Annotated in this window: 15 protein-coding genes and 1 tRNA gene; 9 read left to right on the forward strand and 7 right to left on the reverse strand. The window is 73.3% G+C overall.

Annotated features, from left to right (window positions below; all coding sequences use genetic code 11):
* The first annotated feature begins 11 nt into the window (after nt 1-11).
* The 4 genes from SL103_RS04610 (at nt 12) to SL103_RS37620 (ending at nt 5,911) form a co-directional block, all read left to right on the forward strand.
* On the forward strand, nt 12-908 hold the full coding sequence (locus SL103_RS04610) for an FAD binding domain-containing protein (RefSeq protein WP_033268387.1): 897 nt from the start codon (nt 12-14) through the stop codon (nt 906-908).
* The gene (locus SL103_RS04615; protein WP_069567493.1) at nt 905-3,022 is read left to right on the forward strand and encodes a 2Fe-2S iron-sulfur cluster-binding protein; all 2,118 of its coding nucleotides are present in this window, start codon (nt 905-907) and stop codon (nt 3,020-3,022) included. The genes SL103_RS04610 and SL103_RS04615 overlap by 4 nt, the downstream gene beginning before the upstream one ends.
* 20 nt (nt 3,023-3,042) lie before the next feature.
* On the forward strand, nt 3,043-5,373 hold the full coding sequence (locus SL103_RS04620; protein ID WP_069573411.1) for a xanthine dehydrogenase family protein molybdopterin-binding subunit: 2,331 nt from the start codon (nt 3,043-3,045) through the stop codon (nt 5,371-5,373).
* A 205-nt stretch (nt 5,374-5,578) separates the two neighbouring features.
* The gene (locus SL103_RS37620) at nt 5,579-5,911 is read left to right on the forward strand and encodes a hypothetical protein (RefSeq protein WP_164492750.1); all 333 of its coding nucleotides are present in this window, start codon (nt 5,579-5,581) and stop codon (nt 5,909-5,911) included.
* An 86-nt stretch (nt 5,912-5,997) separates the two neighbouring features.
* Here the strand turns inward: SL103_RS37620 and SL103_RS04625 are convergent.
* A tRNA-Cys gene (locus SL103_RS04625) sits at nt 5,998-6,072 on the reverse strand.
* 125 nt (nt 6,073-6,197) lie between these two features.
* Nucleotides 6,198-7,061 carry an alpha/beta fold hydrolase gene (locus tag SL103_RS04630; RefSeq protein WP_069567494.1) on the reverse strand — a complete coding sequence of 288 codons (864 nt, stop codon included), beginning with the start codon at nt 7,059-7,061 and terminating at the stop codon, nt 6,198-6,200.
* A 127-nt stretch (nt 7,062-7,188) separates the two neighbouring features.
* On the opposite strand from SL103_RS04630, the gene SL103_RS04635 reads away from it, so the two are divergent.
* The 4 genes from SL103_RS04635 (at nt 7,189) to SL103_RS04650 (ending at nt 12,812) form a co-directional block, all read left to right on the forward strand.
* Complete coding sequence (locus SL103_RS04635) at nt 7,189-8,640, forward strand: MFS transporter (protein WP_069567495.1); 1,452 nt, start codon at nt 7,189-7,191, stop codon at nt 8,638-8,640.
* A gap of 496 nt (nt 8,641-9,136) precedes the next feature.
* Complete coding sequence (locus SL103_RS04640) at nt 9,137-10,933, forward strand: DEAD/DEAH box helicase (protein WP_069567496.1); 1,797 nt, start codon at nt 9,137-9,139, stop codon at nt 10,931-10,933.
* A 345-nt stretch (nt 10,934-11,278) separates the two neighbouring features.
* Entirely contained in the window at nt 11,279-11,920 is a 642-nt protein-coding gene (locus SL103_RS04645; RefSeq protein ID WP_069567497.1) for an IclR family transcriptional regulator, read from the forward strand.
* Between the two features lie 112 nt (nt 11,921-12,032).
* A complete protein-coding gene (locus tag SL103_RS04650) occupies nt 12,033-12,812 on the forward strand; it encodes a S16 family serine protease (RefSeq protein ID WP_069567498.1) in 780 nt (259 codons plus the stop codon).
* Nucleotides 12,813-12,832: 20 nt separating this feature from the next.
* Here SL103_RS04650 and SL103_RS04655 read toward each other — a convergent pair whose 3' ends face one another.
* The 5 genes from SL103_RS04655 to SL103_RS04675 form a co-directional block, all read right to left on the reverse strand.
* Nucleotides 12,833-13,810, reverse strand: coding sequence for a glycine betaine ABC transporter substrate-binding protein (locus SL103_RS04655; RefSeq protein ID WP_069567499.1), 978 nt, complete (start codon nt 13,808-13,810; stop codon nt 12,833-12,835).
* A complete protein-coding gene (locus SL103_RS04660; protein ID WP_244304141.1) occupies nt 13,807-14,604 on the reverse strand; it encodes an ABC transporter permease in 798 nt (265 codons plus the stop codon). The genes SL103_RS04655 and SL103_RS04660 overlap by 4 nt, the downstream gene beginning before the upstream one ends.
* A gap of 104 nt (nt 14,605-14,708) precedes the next feature.
* On the reverse strand, nt 14,709-15,974 hold the full coding sequence (locus SL103_RS04665; RefSeq protein WP_069567501.1) for a betaine/proline/choline family ABC transporter ATP-binding protein: 1,266 nt from the start codon (nt 15,972-15,974) through the stop codon (nt 14,709-14,711).
* The gene (locus SL103_RS04670) at nt 15,967-16,614 is read right to left on the reverse strand and encodes an ABC transporter permease (protein ID WP_069567502.1); all 648 of its coding nucleotides are present in this window, start codon (nt 16,612-16,614) and stop codon (nt 15,967-15,969) included. Before SL103_RS04670 ends, SL103_RS04665 begins: the two co-directional genes overlap by 8 nt.
* A 19-nt stretch (nt 16,615-16,633) precedes the next feature.
* Nucleotides 16,634-17,101 (reverse strand): Lrp/AsnC family transcriptional regulator, encoded by a 468-nt coding sequence (locus SL103_RS04675; protein ID WP_069567503.1) that lies wholly within the window; start codon nt 17,099-17,101, stop codon nt 16,634-16,636.
* A 129-nt stretch (nt 17,102-17,230) separates the two neighbouring features.
* On the opposite strand from SL103_RS04675, the gene hppD reads away from it, so the two are divergent.
* Nucleotides 17,231-18,388: a 4-hydroxyphenylpyruvate dioxygenase gene (gene hppD, locus SL103_RS04680; protein ID WP_069567504.1), complete on the forward strand. Its 1,158-nt coding sequence runs from the start codon at nt 17,231-17,233 to the stop codon at nt 18,386-18,388.
* Nucleotides 18,389-18,415: the final 27 nt, after the last annotated feature.

Consider the following 18,415-nt stretch of genomic DNA (forward strand, 5'->3'; position numbering starts at 1 on the left):
GGGCAGCTGGCTTGACCACGCACGCACCGCACGCGTCGCACACGGTGACGTTGCCGGCCTCGCTCGACGAGGCGGTGGCGGCGCTCACCGCCATGCCCGCCGCCGTGCCCGTCGCGGGCGGCACCGATCTCATGGCGGCGGTCAACGCCGGACTCCTCAGACCCGCGGCCCTGGTGGGCCTCGGCCGGATCAGCGAGATCCGCGGCTGGCAGTACCTGGACGGCCATGCGCTGCTCGGCGCCGGCCTGACCCTCGCCCGGATGGGACGCCCCGACTTCGCCGCCCTGATCCCCGGTCTGGCCGCCGCCGCCCGCGCGGCCGGCCCACCGCAGATCCGCAACGCCGGCACCCTGGGCGGCAACATCGTCACCTCCGCCGCCACGGGCGACACCCTGCCGGTGCTCGCCGCCCTGGAGGCCACGGTGATCATCGCCGGTCCCGGGGGCGGCCGCCGGGAGATCCCGGTCAGCCACCTGCTGGCCGGCCGCGAGATGCTGCACCCCGGCGAACTCGTCGGTTTCGTACGGGTGCCGCTGCTGCACGCCCCGCAGACCTTCCTCAAGGCCACCGGCCGCACCGGCCCCGGCCGCGCCACCGCCTCGGTCGCGCTGGTCCTGGACCCGGCCAGGCGCGGGGTGCGCTGCGCGGTCGGCGCGGTCGCCGCCATGCCGCTGCGCCCCCTGGAGGCCGAGCAGTGGGTGGCCTCGCTCATCGACTGGGACGGCGAACGCGGCCTGGTCCCCGAGGCGCTGACGGCCTTCGGCGACTACGTCGCCGCCGCCTGCATCCCGGACCCGGCTCCGCCGGAGGACGGCTCCGAACCGGCGGCCCTGCCGCCGGCCGCGCTGCACCTGCGCCGTACGGTGGCAGCCCTGGCCCGCCGCGCACTGGGGAGGGCGCTGTCATGAGTGACGCCGACAACCGCCATCCGCACGCCCCGCACCCCGAGCAGGGCTGGCAGCCGCTGCCGCAGGGCGGCGAATACGAGTCGGAGGCAACGGCCTTCGTCCAGCTGCCGGAGGGCTTCACCACCGGTGTCTACGGCGGCCGCAACCCCGGCTGGACCCCGGGCGCCGACCCGCTCGCCGCGCCCGGCCACGGCTACACCCCGCCGGCCTCCTTCACCCCGCACGCCCCCGCGCCGGCCGCCGGCGCGGACAGCGACCCGGCGGCGACCGGCCAGTGGACGATGCCGTTCGCCGACCCCGCGGGCGGCTACGCCGACCCGTCCGCCGGCTACCCGGCGCACGCCGGGTCGCCGGCTCACCACGACCCGCACGCCGACTACCGGAGCGGCGCGCCCGAGGGGTCCCGGCCGTGGGGCGGCGACCCGGTGGACTGGCCGGTGGCGGGCAGCCCCGAGGCGGCCGGCACCGGAAGCTGGTCGGTCCCGGCCGCGGCCGACGACGGGCTGGAGGAGTCCGGCGAGTACCTGGTCGGCGACGAACGCCTGACGGGCCGTACGGGCCACGCCGGGCAGCCCGGCCACCAGGGCCACCCGGGCCACGACGCCGCCGCCTACCAGGGCGGCTACCCGGGCGCCGGCGCGTACGACACCGCCGGCGGCGCCGCGGACACCGCGGGGGCCGCCCGCACCGGGCACTGGAACTTCACCACCGGGCTCAGCGCCACGGGCGGCGCGCAGCCGCCCGCCGAGGACGTCCCGCGGGGCGGCGCCGGACAGGACCCGTACGGCGGCCCCGCCGACGGCTCCTACGCGCCGGAGAACGCCCCGCACCACGGCGGCGCGCACGACCCCGGCCCGCACGACACCCACGCGCCTCACGACCGCCACGAGCAGCACGCGCACCACGGCACCCACGAGCAGCACGCGCACCACGACACCGACGGCCACGACGTCGCGAGTCCGTACGGGACGGGCGCCGGCACCCCGGACACCGCCGCGACCGGGCACTGGTCGCTGCCGGCCGACGCGCTGGCCCAGTGGCCGCCGGCGGGCACCACGGCGCAGCCGGCGCACGACGGGGCGGTCGAGGTGCCCGCACCCGCCGGCGCGGGCAGCTGGACGGCCCCGGTGGCCGACGAGGAACGGCCCCAGGCACCCGACGAGTTCGCGTCGCCCGCCGACGGCGGCCCGGCCGCGCCCGGCGCCCCGGAGACGGCCGGCACGCACCCGGACGCCTTCGAGCCCGCCGCGGACCCGGCGCACGAGCAGCAGGCCGGCCACGCCCCGGACTCCGACCCCGCCGGGACCGACGCGCCCGCCGAGGACGACGGCACGACGGCCGCCACCGGTGCGCCCGGCGACGTCGAGGACGCCGACCGGGGCACGGCCCCCGACGCGCCCTCCGACGCGCCCACCGCCCCCGACGGCGGCGCGCCGGACCCGGCAGCCGACGAGGCGCCCGCCCCCGCCGCGGCACCCGACTCCCACGACGAACACCCCGCCGCCTCCTACGTGCTGCGCGTCAACGGCATCGACCGGCCCGTCACCGACGCCTGGATCGGCGAGTCGCTGCTGTACGTGCTGCGCGAGCGCCTCGGCCTGGCCGGCGCCAAGGACGGCTGCTCGCAGGGCGAGTGCGGTGCCTGCTCCGTCCAGGTGGACGGCCGGCTGGTGGCCTCCTGCCTGGTGCCCGCGGCGACGGCGGCGGGCAGCGAGGTCCGTACGGTCGAGGGGCTCGCACAGAACGGCGTGCCGTCCGACGTGCAGCGGGCGCTCGCCGCGTCCGGTGCCGTGCAGTGCGGCTTCTGCGTACCGGGCATGGCGATGACCGTGCACGACCTGCTGGAGGGCAACCACGCCCCCAGCGAGCTGGAGACCCGCAAGGCGCTGTGCGGCAACCTCTGCCGCTGCTCCGGCTACCGGGGCGTGCTGGAGGCCGTCGAGGAGGTCGTCAAGGAGCGTGCGGAGGCCGCGGAGGCCGCCTACGCCGCGCCGGACGACCCGGACGCGGCGGCACCGGCGGACACCGCCCGCATCCCCCACCAGGCAGGCCCCGCCGACCCGATGGGCCCTGCCGCGCACGACCAGGATCCGCACACGGGAGGCTCGGCATGAACGAGCGGAGCACGGGAGGCGTGACCGGCACGTCCGACGGCGCGGGCGCCGCCACCGCGACCCCCGCGGCGGGCACCCCGGTCCCCGTCGAGGAGCCCCTGCACGGCCTGGGCGTCTCCTTGCCGTCCGCCGACGCGCCGGCGAAGACCGAGGGCACCTTCCCCTACGCGGCCGACCTGTGGGCCGAGGGGCTGCTGTGGGCGGCGGTGCTGCGCTCGCCGCACCCGCGCGCCCGCATCCTGTCCCTCGACACCCAGCACGCCGCGGAGATGCCGGGCGTGCGCGTCGTCGTCACGCACGAGGACGTCCCCGGGGACGCGGGCCACGGCCGGGGCACCGCCGACCGCCCGGTCTTCGCCAGGGACGAGGTCCGCCACCACGGCGAGCCGATCGCCGCGGTGGCCGCCGACCACCCCGACACGGCACGGCTCGCCGCCGCCGCCATCGCCGTCGAGTACGAGGTCCTGGACGCCGTCACCGACCCCCAACTCGCCTTCGAGGCCGAGCCGCTGCACCCGGACGGCAACCTCATCCGGCACATCCCGCTCCGCTTCGGCGACCCCGACGCCGTCGGCGAGGTGATGGTCGAGGGGCTCTACCGCATCGGCCGCCAGGACCCCGCGCCCATCGGGGCCGAGGCCGGGCTCGCGGTGCCGCGCCCCGACGGCGGGGTGGAGATCTACACCGCCTCCACCGACCCGCACACCGACCGCGCGCTGGCCGCCGCCTCCTTCGGACTGGAACCGGAGCAGGTCAAGGTCGTGGTGACCGGCGTCCCCGGCGCCACCGCCGACCGCGAGGACCCCGGCATCCAGCTGCCGCTCGGCCTGCTGGCGCTGCGCACCGGCTGCCCCGTCAAACTGGCCGCCACCCGCGAGGAGTCCTTCCTCTCCCACGCCCACCGCCACCCCACGCTGCTGCGCTACCGCCACCACGCGGACGCCGACGGCAAGCTGGTCAAGGTGGAGGCGCAGATCCTCATGGACGCCGGCGCCTACGCGGACACCTCCGCCGACGCGCTGGCCGCCGCGGTCTCCTTCTCCTGCGGCCCGTACGTCGTCCCGCACGCGGTCGTCGACGGCTGGGCGGTGCGCACCAACAACCCGCCCTCCGGCCACGTACGCGGTGAGGGCGCGCTGCAGGTCTGCGCCGCCTACGAGGGCCAGATGGACAAGCTGGCGGCCCGGCTGGGCCTGGAGCCCGACGAGCTGCGGATGCGCAACGTCATGGCCACCGGCGACCTGCTGCCCACGGGGCAGACGGTGACCTGCCCGGCCCCCGTCGCCGAACTCCTGCGCGCCGTGAAGGAGGCGCCGCTGCCCGAGCTGCCCAAGGACGCCCCCGAGGCGGAGTGGCTGCTCCCGGGCGGCCCGGAGGGCGCGGGGGAGCCGGGGGCGGTGCGGCGCGGCGTCGGCTACGCGCTGGGCATGGTGCACATGCTCGGCGCGGAGGGCACCGACGAGGTCTCCACCGCCACCGTGAAGGTCAGCGGTTCGGTCGCCACCGTCATCTGCGCGGCCGTGGAGACCGGTTCGGGGTTCTCCACCCTGGCGCGGCAGATCGTGCAGGAGACCCTCGGCATCGACGAGGTGCACGTCGCTCCCGTCGACACCGACCAGCCGCCGGCCGGCGCCGCCTGCCACGGCCGGCACACCTGGGTCTCCGGCGGCGCCGTCGAACGCGCCGCCAAGATGGTCCGCACCCAGCTCCTGCAGCCGCTGGCCCACAAGTTCGGCATGTCCACCGAACTCCTCCAGATCAACGACGGCAAGATCACCTCGTACGACGGGGTGCTCAGCACGACGGTCGCCGAGGCGCTGGACGGCAAGGAGCTGTGGGCCACCGCCCAGTGCCGGCCGCACCCCACCGAGCCGCTGGACGACAGCGGCCAGGGCGACGCGTTCGTCGGCCTCGCCTTCTGCGCGATCCGCTGCGTCGCCGACGTCGACATCGAACTGGGCACGATCCGGGTCGTGGAGATGACCGTCGCGCAGGACGTGGGCCGGGTCCTCAACCCGCGCCAGCTGCGGGCCCGTATCGAGGCCGGTGTCACCCAGGGCCTGGGCGCCGCCCTGATGGAGAACCTCCGCACCACCCGCGGCCAGGTCCGTCACCCCGACCTCACCGGCTACGCCCTGCCCACCGCCCTCGACGCCCCCGACATCCGCATCGTCCAGCTCGTCGAGGAACGCGACGTGATCGCCCCGTTCGGCGCCAAGCCCGCCAGCGCGGTCCCGGTCGTCACCTCACCCGCGGCGGTGGCCTCCGCGGTCCGCGCCGCCACCGGCCGCCCCATCGGCCGCCTCCCGATCCGCCCGCAGGCGGCGGTGGCCCAGGTCATCCCGCAGTAGCCGCCGGCAGGCCCGTACGACGACGGAGGCGGCTCCCACACAGGTGGGAGCCGCCTCCGTCGCACGTATCGAGGCCGTGGCGGGCTTCCCCGCTGACCGTCGGGTCGAGCTGCAGCGTCACCGGATTCGGTACACATTGGAAAGAGGAGGCTCCCTCTCCTGGATTCAGGTCAGGGAGCCGTCATCCGATGTAAAGGATCGCAAAATGTCCACTCGGCCTTCTCCTCGCATCGTAGATGTTGACGCCGGCAACGACGCCGGCAGCGACGCCCCCGGTAAGCATGCGACCTCACTGGGAGTTGACGGCGAGAACTTCACACCGGGCGGCAAGGCTCATTTCGTGTTCACCGGCAAGGGAAAGACCTTGGCGCAAGGAACGGCGGACGTGGATCAGAAGGGATTCGTCAGCTGGGAGGCAACGGTGAAGCCCGCACTCGGCTGCGGGGGTTCGGTGGGCGTGGTGGGGAAGGACCTGAGTTCCGGCAAGGAAACCGGCGATGCGTTCGCCACGATATTTTGCCCCGGAGATTCCCGATGAGATCCACCGGGAAAGCGGCGTGAACGTGCCAAGAGGGCGGCACCCCGAGGGGATGCCGCCCTTTTCCCTTCGCCTGGCAAAGGCACTGGAGGCCGTGGCGGGATTCGAACCCACGTAACTCGCTTTGCAGGCGAGCCCCTGAACCACTCGGGCACACGGCCGGGTTGTGCGGTGCGTCTCCGACTCTAGGGCGCCGGGGAGGGGGTGCGGCAAGGGAGCGGGGCGGGTTGCCACGGAGCCGCAACGCGGCGCAACACGGGGTTCATGCGGCGGGCGGGCGGGCCGTTCACGCCGCCCGCAGGAACTCCTCCACCACCGGCCCGAACAGGTCCGGCTCGTCCACCCACGGGTAGTGGCCCACCTCGTGCAGCGGCCGGACCCGGGCGTCGGGGAACGACGCGGCCACCAGCGCGCCCGCCCGCATACCGGACACCGCGTCCCGGTCGCCGGTCACCACCAGCACCGGGCAGGTCACCTCCCGCAGCCCGGCGAGCACCGCCAGCCGCGTCTGCTCGTCCACGCCCTGCCAGAACCCGGCCCGCGGCACCGGCCCCAACTGCTCGCCCTCCGCGGCCGCATGGGCCCGCTGCGGCGCGTCCCACCGGCCGTAGGCGAGGGGTGCGGCGGCCAGCAGCAGCTCCCGCACCTCGTCCATCCCGGACGCGTCGGCGAGGCGCTGCACCGCCACGGAGGCGTCCGGCCACCACTCCTCGTGCGCCCGCGCCTCGAAGATCTCCCGGGCGTCGTCGGGGAGTTCGCCCTGCAGCCGGGAGCCGGGGCAGACCAGCACCAGCCGGGTCAGTCGCTGCGGGCGGCCCGTCGCGTACGCCTGCGCGACCGCGGCGCCCGCGTCGTGCGCGAGCAGTGCGAACCGCTCCAGGCCCAGGTGTGCGCGCAGCGCCTCCAGATCCTCGGCGAGCTGCGGGAAGGCGTAGCGGGCCGGGTCGTCGGCGGCGGGGGAGTCGCCGGTGCCCCGGCTGTCGGGCACGATCAGCTGCCGGTGCGCGGCCAGGCCGCCGAGGTCGCCCAGATAGGCGGCGTCCCGCCCGGGCCCGCCGGCCAGGCAGACCAGCGGCGGCAGCGGTGAGTCGGCCGGGCCCAGCACGCGGTAGTGCAGCTCGGCATCGTCATACGTACGGAAGTGCGGCATACCGACAGCCTGCCCGCCCGGCGCCGGCCGAGACCCGCCACCCGGCCCGCGGCGTAGGACCGACGACCGACCCGATCCCCGCCCCGCGACAGGGGCGCAGTCCCGCTACGGCTCTTACGCTGGCCCGATGACCGCTGACCCACCCGCCCTCTCCACCTCGCCCCGCGCCCGCGACGCGCACCCCGGCGACGTCACCGGCGGCGTCCTGGCCCCGGCCCACCGCGCCCTCACCCTCGGCATCGTCTCCGTCGTCTCCCTCGTCGCCTTCGAGGCCAGCGCCGTGAACACCGCGATGCCGGTCGCCGCCCGCGCCCTGCACGGCATCGGCCTGTACGCCTTCGCCTTCTCCGCGTTCTTCACGGCGAGCCTGTTCGCGATGGCGCTGGCCGGCGTGTGGAGCGACCGGCACGGCCCGCTCGCGCCGCTGTTCACGGGGATCGCCGGGTTCGGGGCGGGCCTGCTGATCGCCGGCGCCGCCGGGGACATGACGATGTTCGTCGCGGGCCGCGGGGTGCAGGGCCTCGGCGGCGGGCTGGTGATCGTCTCGCTGTACGCCGTGGTCGGCCGGGCCTACCCCGAGCGGCTGCGCCCGTCGGTCATGGCGGCGTTCTCCGCGGCCTGGGTGGTCCCGGTGATCGTCGGCCCGCTGCTCGCCGGGACCGTCACCGAACAGTTCGGCTGGCGCTGGGTGTTCGTCGCCATCCCCGTGCTGATACTGCTGCCGCTCGCCGTGATGCTGCCGGCCCTGCGCAAGCTGCCGCGTACCGGGCCGGGACCGGGCGGCGGCGTGCGGGGCGTCCTGGGCAGCCGGCGCTGCCGGCTCGCGCTGGCCGTCGCGGTGGGCGCGGGCCTGCTCCAGTACGCGGGCCGGCGCCCGGGCTGGGCGGCGCTGCTGCCCGCGGCGGCGGGACTGGTCCTGCTGGCGCCGGCCCTCGTGCGGCTGCTGCCCCGCGGCACGTTCCGCGCCGGGCGCGGGCTGCCCACCGTCGTCCTGATGCGCGGACTGGCCGCCGGGGCGCTGGTCGCCGCCGAGAGCTTCATCCCGCTGATGCTGGTCACCCAGCGCGGGCTGTCCGCCACCCTCGCCGGGCTCTCCCTCACCGGCGGCGGACTGACCTGGGCCCTGGGCTCGTACGTGCAGAGCCGGCCGCGCCTGGAGGCCCACCGGGAGCGGCTGATGGGCCTGGGCATGGCCCTGCTCGCGCTGGCGATCGCCCTGGTGCCGCTGGCGCTGGTCGACGGGATGCCGGTCTGGGTCGTCGCGGCGGCCTGGACGGTCGGCGGCTTCGGGATGGGCCTGAACATCTCCAGTGGCGGTGTCCTGCTGCTGAAGCTGTCCCGCCCCGAGGAGACCGGCAGCAATTCCGCGTCCCTGCAGATGGCGGACGCGCTGGGCAACGTCGCCTTCGTCGGCCTGAGCGGCGCGCTGTTCGTCGCCTTCGGCGGCGGCGCGATCACGGCGGCCCCCACCGGACCGGGCGCGAGCCACCCGGCGGCCTTCACGGCGGTCTTCGCCGCGATGGCCGTCGTGGCGGCAGCGGGGGCGACTACGGCCACCCGCCTTCAGCCGAAGGCTTGACCTCCCACGTTTTCGGCTTTCCCGCCGTGGTGGTTGCTCGCCGTTGCTCCCCCACTGCCTGAAGGGCGTGGGAGGTACCCCCAGCGGCGGGCGGGTTGTCTGTGGGTGCGGTGCCGGCCCTCCGGACTTCGTCCTGCGGTCCGTCCCCTCCCGTGGGGGGAGAGGTGGAAGGTCGGTGGGGGTGAGTGTGAAGGATCACGCTCGCCCCCACTCAGGTTTTCCCACCCACTACGGGAGGGGCCGCGCCGCAGGACGAAGTCCGGAGGAGCGGCACCGCACCCGACCACCCACGCCCGCCGCTGGGGGTACCTCCCACGCCCTTCAGGCAGTGGGGGCGCAACGGCGAGCAACAGGCACGGTGGGAAAGCCGACAACGTGCGGGGGCGCCGCAAAGCGCACGGCGGGGCGGACAACAACGTGGGAGGGCCGCAAGAGCCGGTCCAAGGACCGGCTACGCTGGCGCGGTTGCCGATCGCCGAGTTCACCGACGGAGACCGTGACTACCACCACCAGCGCCACCAACAACCACCACCTGTCCCCGGCCTTCCCGGGACGGGCGCCCTGGGGTACCGCGAACAAGCTGCGCGCCTGGCAGCAGGCGGCCATGGACCGGTACATCCAGACCCAGCCGAGAGACTTCCTCGCCGTCGCCACCCCGGGCGCCGGCAAGACCACCTTCGCGCTCACCCTCGCCTCCTGGCTGCTGCACCACCACGTCGTGCAACAGGTGACGGTCGTCGCACCGACCGAGCACCTGAAGAAGCAGTGGGCGGAGGCCGCGGCCCGGATAGGGATCAAGCTCGACCCGGAGTACAGCGCGGGGCCGCTGGGCCGCGAGTACCACGGCGTCGCGGTGACCTACGCCGGCATCGGCGTACGCCCCATGCTGCACCGCAACCGCATCGAGCAGCGCAAGACCCTGGTGATCCTCGACGAGATCCACCACGCCGGCGACTCCAAGTCCTGGGGCGAGGCGTGCCTGGAGGCGTTCGAGCCGGCCACCCGGCGGCTCGCGCTGACCGGTACGCCGTTCCGCTCCGACACCAACCCGATCCCCTTCGTGACCTACGAGGAGGGCAACGACGGGATCCGGCGCTCGGCCGCCGACTACACCTACGGCTACGGCAACGCGCTGGGCGACGGCGTGGTCCGGCCGGTCATCTTCCTCTCCTACAGCGGCAACATGCGCTGGCGCACCAAGGCGGGCGACGAGATCGCGGCCCGGCTCGGCGAGCCGATGACCAAGGACGCGGTCTCGCAGGCGTGGCGCACCGCGCTGGACCCGCGCGGCGAGTGGATGCCGAACGTGCTGCGCGCCGCCGACCAGCGGCTCACCGAGGTCAGGAAGTCCATCCCGGACGCCGGCGCGCTGGTCATCGCCTCCGACCAGGAGCAGGCCCGGGCGTACGCCAAGCTCATCCGGGAGATCACCGGCGAGGGCGCGACCCTCGTGCTGTCCGACGACTCCGGTGCCTCGCAGCGCATCGACGACTTCTCGCACGGGCAGGACCGCTGGATGGTGGCGGTGCGGATGGTGTCCGAGGGCGTGGACGTGCCGCGGCTGGCGGTGGGCGTGTACGCCACGACGATCTCCACGCCGCTGTTCTTCGCCCAGGCCGTGGGCCGCTTCGTCCGTTCCCGCAAGCGGGGTGAGACCGCCTCGGTCTTCCTGCCGACCGTCCCCTCGCTGCTCGGCTTCGCCAACGAGATGGAGGTCGAGCGCGACCACGTCCTGGACAAGCCGAAGAAGGACGGCGAGGAGGACCCGTACGCCGAATCCGAGAAGGAGATGGAGGAGGCGAACAAGGAGCAGGACGAGGACACCGGCGAGCAGGAGCAGTTCTCGTTCGAGGCGCTGGAGTCCGAGGCGGTCTTCGACCGGGTGCTCTACGACGGTGCCGAGTTCGGCATGCAGGCGCACGCGGGCAGCGAGGAGGAGCAGGACTACCTCGGCATCCCCGGCCTGCTGGAGCCCGACCAGGTGCAGATGCTGCTGCAGAAGCGGCAGGCCCGGCAGATCGCGCACAGCAAGAAGCGGCCGGACGCGGAGGCGGACCTGCTGGAGATCCCCGCCGAGCGGCGGCCGGTCGTCACGCACAAGGAGCTGCTGGAGCTGCGGAAGCAGCTGAACACGCTGGTGGGGGCGTACGTCCACCAGAGCGGCAAGCCGCACGGGGTGATCCACACCGAGCTGCGGCGGGTGTGCGGCGGACCGCCGAGCGCGGAGGCCACCGCCGGCCAGCTCAACGAGCGGATCAAGAAGGTACGGGAGTGGGCCACCCGGATGCGGTGACCCGGCCCCCCGCCGTCAGGGCGGCGTCCCCTTCCGGGGGCGCCGCCCTGCTCCGTCGCCGGCCGGCGCTTCCGTAACAGCCGGACAACGACTTGGCCCTCCCTGAAACACCCGAGGCCGCGAGGGGCGGACCAATCGGGATGTTCCGGTCGGTGGAGCCCGGATTCTGGACGGACTCTTCCGCTGACCGGACCGGATCGCTACTGTCCCGCTCACGCACACGCCCCGTGGCAGCGCCGCCGCGGAGCGCAGCCGGTGCCACACGGCCGGCGGCCTCTAGCGCGCGCTGCTCCGGGACCCGCAGCGCGTCGCGTCGAGCGCCGCCACTCACAAGGAGGGGGCGTCGTGACCGCAGAGACCTCCCAGACGCTCGACCGGGGACTGCGCGTCCTCAAACTTCTCGCCGACACCGACCACGGGCTGACCGTCACCGAGCTGTCCAACAAGCTCGGCGTCAACCGCACCGTCGTCTACCGTCTGCTGGCCACGCTCGAACAGCACGCCCTGGTGCGCCGCGACATCGGCGGCCGGGCCCGGGTGGGGCTCGGCGTGCTGCGCCTGGGCCGTCAGGTCCACCCGCTGGTCAGAGAGGCGGCACTGCCCGCGCTGCGCTCGCTCGCCGAGGACGTGGGGGCCACCGCGCACCTCACCCTCGTCGACGGTACGGAGGCGCTCGCCGTCGCCGTCGTGGAGCCGACGTGGACCGACTACCACGTGGCCTACCGGGCCGGATTCCGTCATCCGCTGGACCGCGGGGCCGCCGGCCGGGCCATCCTCAAGGCCCGCCAGGGCCGGCTCCAGGACGCCGGACTCGCCCTGACCCACGGGGAGTTGGAGGCCGGCGCGAGCGGAGCGGCGGCGCCGCTGCTCGGGGTGAGCGGCATCGAGGGCAGTGTGGGCGTCGTGATGCTCGCGGACACCGTCTCCGACCGGGTCGGGCCCCGGGTGGTCGACGCGGCCCGGGAGGTCTCCGAGGCGCTGCGCTGAGGTGCCGGGCACGGGGCCCGGCGCCACTGCCCGTGTGAAGGGGCGGTGGGCGTGTGGTGAGCCGGAAGCGCCGTCCGCCACTGGTGGGGCGGGGGTCAATTAGGGTGGCAAGGTGTCTGCACGCGCTCGCGCCCTGGCGGTCTGCACCGCCCTCGTCCTCGCCCTCCTCGTCACCGCGGCCCTCGCCCCGCTGCCGTACTCGGTGGCCTATCCGGGCATGACGGCGAACGTCCTCGGTACCGACAAGGGCAAGCCGGTGATCACCGTCACCGGCGCCCCGGCCCGCAGGACGAGCGGCCAGCTGCGGATGACCTCCATCGTCGCCACCGGCCCGGACGCCTCGGTCCACCTCCCCGACATCATCCAGGGCTGGCTGCGCACCGACGAGGCCGTGATGCCCAAGGAGGCCGTCTACCCGGTGGGCAACAACACCGAGGAGATCGCCGAGCACAACGCCGCGCAGATGCGCGAGTCGCAGGACACCGCCACCGACGCCGCGCTCGGCCACCTCGGCAAGTCCCCCAAGGACGTCAAGGTCACACTGAGCCTCGCGGACGTCGGCGGGCCGAGCGCCGGGCTGATGTTCGCCCTCGGCATCGTCGACAAGCTGAACGGCGACGGCACCGGCCACGACCTGACCGGCGGCCGGACCATTGCCGGCACCGGCACGATCACCGCGAGCGGCACGGTCGGCGCGGTCGGCGGGGTCGCGCTCAAGACGCAGGCCGCGCACCGCGACGGCGCCACCGTCTTCCTGGTGCCGCGCAAGGAGTGCGCCGACGCGCATGCCGAGCTGCCGCCGGGCATGCGGCTGATCCCGGTCTCCACCCTCGACGGCGCCGTGACCGCGCTGAAGGCCCTGCGGACCGGGGGAGCGGTCCCCAGCTGCTGACCCGGGGCCGACGACACCCCCTAGCCCTCCTTGATGAAGCCCTCCCGCAGCAGCCAGTCCTTGGCGACCTGGTGCGGGTCCTCGCCGTCCACGTCCACCTTGCGGTTCAGCTCCTGCGCGACGGTGTTGTCGAGCGCCCGGGTGACGGGCGCCAGCACCTCGGCCATCGCCGGGTACTTCTTCAGGGACGCGGCGTTGATCTCCGGGGCGGCGTTGTAGTTGGGGAAGAAGTGCTTGTCGTCGGCGAGGACGTGCAGGTTCATCGCCTTGATCCGGCCGTCGGTGGTGAAGACCTCCCCGAACGTGCAGGTGCCCTTCTGCGTCTCGGTGTAGACGACACCGCCGGTCATCTTGCGGATGTTGGACGACGGCACCTGCAGGCCGTACGCCCGGGCCATGCCCGGCAGGCCGTCGTTGCGGGTGGCGAACTCGTTCTCCACGCACATCGTCACCGCCCCGGGGTTCTTCCGGGCCAGCGCCGCGACGTCCGAGAGGGTGTGCACACCCAGCTTCTTCCAGTTGGCGGGGTTCAGCGCCAGCGCGTAGGTGTTGTTGAGCCGCGAGGCCGGCAGCCAGACGATGCCGTTCTTCCGGTCCTCGTCGCGGACGACCTTCCACTGCTCCTGCGGATCGATGACCGGCTTGGTGTGGCCGAGGTAGGTGATCCAGCCGGTGCCGGTGTACTCGTACGCGGCGTCCGCGGTGCCCGACTTGACCGCCTCCCGCGCGCCGATCGACCCCTGGATGCTGGTCTTGTCGATGACCTTCGCCCCGGCCGCCTCGAAGACGAGGCCCATGATCTGGCCGAGGATGATCTGCTCGGTGAACTCCTTCGACGTCACCGTCAGCTGCGCGCCGGTGAGCGGGCGGTCCGGGTAACCGGCGTTCGGCCCCGGCAGGACGCTGTCGGTCATCGCACTGCCGCTGACCAGCCCGCAGCCGCCGAGGACGAGGGCGGTCAGCAGCGCGAGGGCGGCGGCCGGGCGGCGGGTGCTCACGCGGCCACCTCCAGACCGCGCGGGCGCAGCAGCAGCTCCGCCAGCGAGGCCAGCCACTCGACGAGCAGCGCCAGCGCCACGGTCAGCACCGAGCCGAGGATCAGCACCGGCATCCGCTGGGTGACGATGCCCGCCGAGATCAGGTCGCCCAGGCCGCCGCCGCCCCCGAAGGTGGCCAGCGTCGCGGTGCCGACGTTCAGCACCAGCGCCGTGCGCACGCCCGCCAGGATCAGCGGTACGGCCAGCGGCAGCTCGACCTTGGACAGCACACCGGTGGGCGACATGCCGATGCCGCGGGCGGCCTCGGTCAGTGTCGGGTCGATGCCGCGCAGCCCGGCGATGGTGTTGGCGAGCACCGGCAGCACCGCGTAGATGACCATGCCGACGATCGCCGAGCGGGCGCCGATGCCCAGCCAGATGACCAGCAGGATCAGCAGACCCAGGGCCGGCACCGCCTGGCCGAGGTTGGCGACGGCCATCGCGAACGGCGTGGCCCGGCGCAGCCCGGACCGGGTCAGCGCGATACCCAGCGGAATCGCGATGATCAGCACGAAGAAGGTGGAGATCGCGGTGAGCTCGATGTGCTGGCGCAGCGCCAGCCACACCTTGCCGTTGTCGACCGCCTGGTGGGCGATGGAGTCCAGCTGGGCGCCGCTGAACCACAGCCAGGTGGCCAGCAGCGAGGCGACCAGGAAGGCCGGCATGAACGTCCACTTCTGCCAGCTGATCCGGCGGCCGCCCGCCGCGGCGGACGGCGTGGGCGCCTCACCCGACGCCAGCTCCCGCTGCCCCATCTCGACGTTGTCGCGGAGGGCGAAACCCTCGTGGTCGCCGGGCCGGTGGGCACGCGGCCGCGAACCGCTGCCGGCGGGCGCCGGCCCGCGCTCGTCCCCGCCGCTCACGCCGTGCCCCCTTCGGGGCCGCCCGGACCGCTCAGGCCCTCCTGCTCCTGCTGGGTCCGGCGGGCGTGCTGGTCGTCGAGCTGGTGCTGGTGCTCCAGCGCCTCCAGCCGGTCCTCCTCCAGCATTTCCTGGACGTTGTTCATCAGCGTCTCCATGTCGACCACGCCGATGTACTCCCCGCGCCGCCCGGTGACCGCGACCCGGCCCGAGCTGTCGGTGAGCACCGCCTCCAGCGCGTCGCGCAGCGTCGCGTCCCGGGTCACCGTGTGCTGCACCGGCGCCCCGGCCCGCGCCAGCGTCCCCTTGGCCCGCGAGAGGTCGCCGCGGCGCAGCCACTTGTACGGGCGGCGGTTGCGGTCCAGCAGCAGCAGTTCGTTGTGCGTGCCGGAGCGCAGCAGATCGAAGATCGATTCCAGCGGGTCGTCCATCGTGGCGGTGAGGAAGTCGACCACGCCCACGTCCCGCACCCGGGTCAGATTGAGCCGCTTGAGGGCCGCGCCGGCGCCCACGAACCCGGAGACGAAGTCGTCGGCGGGGTTGGTGAGGATCGCTTCGGGGGTGTCGAACTGGGCGATGTGCGAGCGCTCGCGGAGCACCGCGATGCGGTCGCCGATCTTGATGGCCTCGTCGAAGTCGTGGGTGACGAAGCAGATGGTCTTGTGCAGCTCGTGCTGGAGCCGGATCAGCTCGTCCTGGAGGTGGTCGCGGGTGATCGGGTCGACCGCGCCGAACGGCTCGTCCATCAGCAGGACGGGCGGGTCGGCGGCGAGCGCCCGGGCCACGCCGACGCGCTGCTGCTGGCCGCCGGACAGCTGCCGCGGATAGCGGCCGTGGAACTCGGCCGGGTCCAGGCCGACCAGGTCGAGCATCTCCTCGACCCGGTTCTTGATCTTCGCTTTCGGCCAGCCGATCATCTTGGGGACCAGCGCGATGTTCTGGGCGACCGTCATGTGCGGGAAGAGCCCGCTGGCCTGGATGGCGTAGCCGACCTTGCGGCGCAGCCCGACCGGGTCGATGTCGGTGACGTCCTCGTCGCCGATCCGGATCCGCCCGGAGGACGGCTCGATCAGCCGGTTGATCATCTTCAGGGTGGTGGACTTGCCGCAGCCGGAGGGCCCGACGAAGACCACGGTCTCGCCGGCGTGCACCTCCAGGTCGACGTTCTCCACGGCGGGGACCGTGCTCCCCGGGTAGACCTTCGTCAGGTTCTCCAGGCGGATGCTCGCGCCGGACGGGGCGGTGTTCCCGGATGTCTCAGGCACGGATCCCCCTGGAGATGGTCAGGCGTCCGATCAGGACGTATGCGGCGTCGAAGAGCAGGGCGAGCACGGCGATGCCGACCGTGCCGGCGAGCACCTGGTTGAGCGCGTTGGCGCTGCCCAGCGACGCGATCCCGCGGAAGATCTCGTTGCCCAGGCCGGGACCGGAGGCGAAGGCGGCGATCGCGGCGATGCCCATCAGCATCTGGGTGGCGACCCGGATGCCGGTGAGGATCGGCGGCCAGGCCAGCGGCAGTTCGACGCGCAGGAGCCGGGCGGTGCGCGACATCCCGATGCCCTTGGCCGCGTCGACCAGCGCCGGGTCGACGCCGCGCAGCCCCACGATGGCGTTGCGCACCACCGGCAGCAGCCCGTACAGGGTCAGCGCGATCACCGTCGGGGCGACCCCCAGGCCCACGATCGGGATCAGCAGACCGATCATGGCCAGCGAGGGGATGGTCAGGATCGTGGCGGTCGTCGTGGTGGCGAGGCTGCCCGCCCATTCGCTGCGGTAGGTGACCACGCCGATGAAGACGCCCAGCAGCGTGGCGATCACCATGCACTGGAAGACCGCGCTGGCGTGCTGATACGTGTCCGTCAGCAGTTGCTCGTGCCGGCTGCTGACGTACTCCCAGAAGCTCACCGTCGCTCTCCTCGGTCGGTCAGTCTCCCGATGCCTGTTTCACCAGCGGGATGATCCGCAACGGGACCGGATTTTCCATCACGATCGCCGTTGAGGCCCGCACAATGCCATCAAAGCCCACAACCCGGTCGATCACCCGCTGCAGATCGGCGTTGGAACGGGCAACCAGCCTGCAGAGCATGTCCCCATGTCCCGTCGTTGTATGCAGCTCCAGCACCTCGGGAACGGTGGTCAAGTGCGCCCGTACGTCGTTGCCTTGCCCCTGTTTGATCTCCAGGGTGGCGAAAGCCGTCACGGGATAGCCGAGCGCCGCGGGGTCCACGTCCGGCCCGAAGCCCCGGATCACTCCATTCGACTGAAGCCGGTCGAGCCGGGCCTGCACCGTGCCGCGGGCCACCCCCAGCCGCCGGGACGCCTCCAGGACGCCGATCCGCGGCTCCTCGGCGAGCAGCTCCAGCAGCGCCCCGTCCAAATGATCGATCGCCAACGTCCGCTCCCTCGATTTCGATGGTCATCATGTACAGATAGCCCGCCCCGGGCCCTCGATCGCTGTACATAATGCCCAGCAGATTCACAAACTATTGCGCACCTTGTGGATCGGAGAGACTCTGCGGCCATGGCAGACACCACGATGCACACCCAGCCCACCACCCCCGCCACGGCCCGGCAGGCGGACCCCTTCCCGGTCAAGGGGATGGACGCGGTCGTCTTCGCCGTAGGGAACGCCAAGCAGGCCGCCCACTACTACTCGACCGCCTTCGGCATGAAGCGCGTCGCCTACGCGGGCCCGGAGAACGGCAGCCGCGAGACCGCGAGTTACGTGCTCGAATCCGGCGGCGCCCGGTTCGTGTTCACCTCCGTCGTCAAGCCCGTCACCGCGTGGGGCCGCTTCCTCGCCGACCACGTCGCGGCGCACGGCGACGGCGTCGTCGACCTCGCCATCGAGGTGCCCGACGCCCGTGCCGCCTACGAGTACGCCGTCGCCCACGGCGCCACCGGCCTGGAGGAGCCCCACGACGTCAAGGACGAGCACGGCACCGTCGTCCTGGCCGCCATCGCCACCTACGGCCAGACCCGGCACACCCTGGTCGACCGCAGCGGCTACGACGGCCCCTACCTGCCCGGTTACGTCGCCGCGCCGCCCGTCGTCGAGCCCCCGAAGAAGCGTTTCTTCCAGGCCGTGGACCACTGCGTCGGCAATGTCGAGCTGGGCCGGATGAACGAGTGGGTCACCTTCTACAACAAGGTCATGGGCTTCACCAACATGAAGGAGTTCGTCGGCGACGACATCGCCACCGAGTACTCCGCCCTGATGTCGAAGGTCGTCGCGGACGGTACCAAGAAGGTCAAGTTCCCGATCAACGAGCCGGCGATCGCCAAGAAGAAGTCGCAGATCGACGAGTACCTGGAGTTCTACGGCGGCCCGGGCGTCCAGCACATCGCACTGGCCACCAACGACATCGTCTCGACGGTCCGCCGGATGCGCGCCGCGGGCGTCGAGTTCCTCGACGTGCCCGGCTCGTACTACGACACCCTCGGCGAGTGGGTCGGTGACACCCGCGTCCCGATCGAGGAGCTGCGCGAGCTGAAGATCCTCGCCGACCGCGACGAGGACGGCTACCTGCTGCAGATCTTCACCAAGCCGGTCCAGGACCGCCCCACCGTCTTCTTCGAGATGATCGAGCGGCACGGCTCCCTGGGCTTCGGCAAGGGCAACTTCAAGGCCCTCTTCGAGGCCATCGAGCGCGAGCAGGAGCGGCGCGGCAACCTCTGAGGTCCTGCCCCGTGGGCCGTACACGAT

Source organism: Streptomyces lydicus (genome assembly GCF_001729485.1).
Classification (GTDB): Bacteria; Actinomycetota; Actinomycetes; order Streptomycetales; family Streptomycetaceae; genus Streptomyces; species Streptomyces lydicus_D.

Coding starts and splice junctions, on each gene's coding strand:
- SL103_RS04615 (WP_069567493.1), top strand. CDS start 905: ATGAGTGACGCCGACAACCGCCATCCGCACGCCCCGCACCCCGAGCAG.
- SL103_RS37620 (WP_164492750.1), top strand. CDS start 5,579: ATGTCCACTCGGCCTTCTCCTCGCATCGTAGATGTTGACGCCGGCAAC.
- SL103_RS04630 (WP_069567494.1), bottom strand. CDS start 7,061: ATGCCGCACTTCCGTACGTATGACGATGCCGAGCTGCACTACCGCGTG.
- SL103_RS04635 (WP_069567495.1), top strand. CDS start 7,189: ATGACCGCTGACCCACCCGCCCTCTCCACCTCGCCCCGCGCCCGCGAC.
- SL103_RS04660 (WP_244304141.1), bottom strand. CDS start 14,604: ATGGGGCAGCGGGAGCTGGCGTCGGGTGAGGCGCCCACGCCGTCCGCC.
- hppD (WP_069567504.1), top strand. CDS start 17,231: ATGGCAGACACCACGATGCACACCCAGCCCACCACCCCCGCCACGGCC.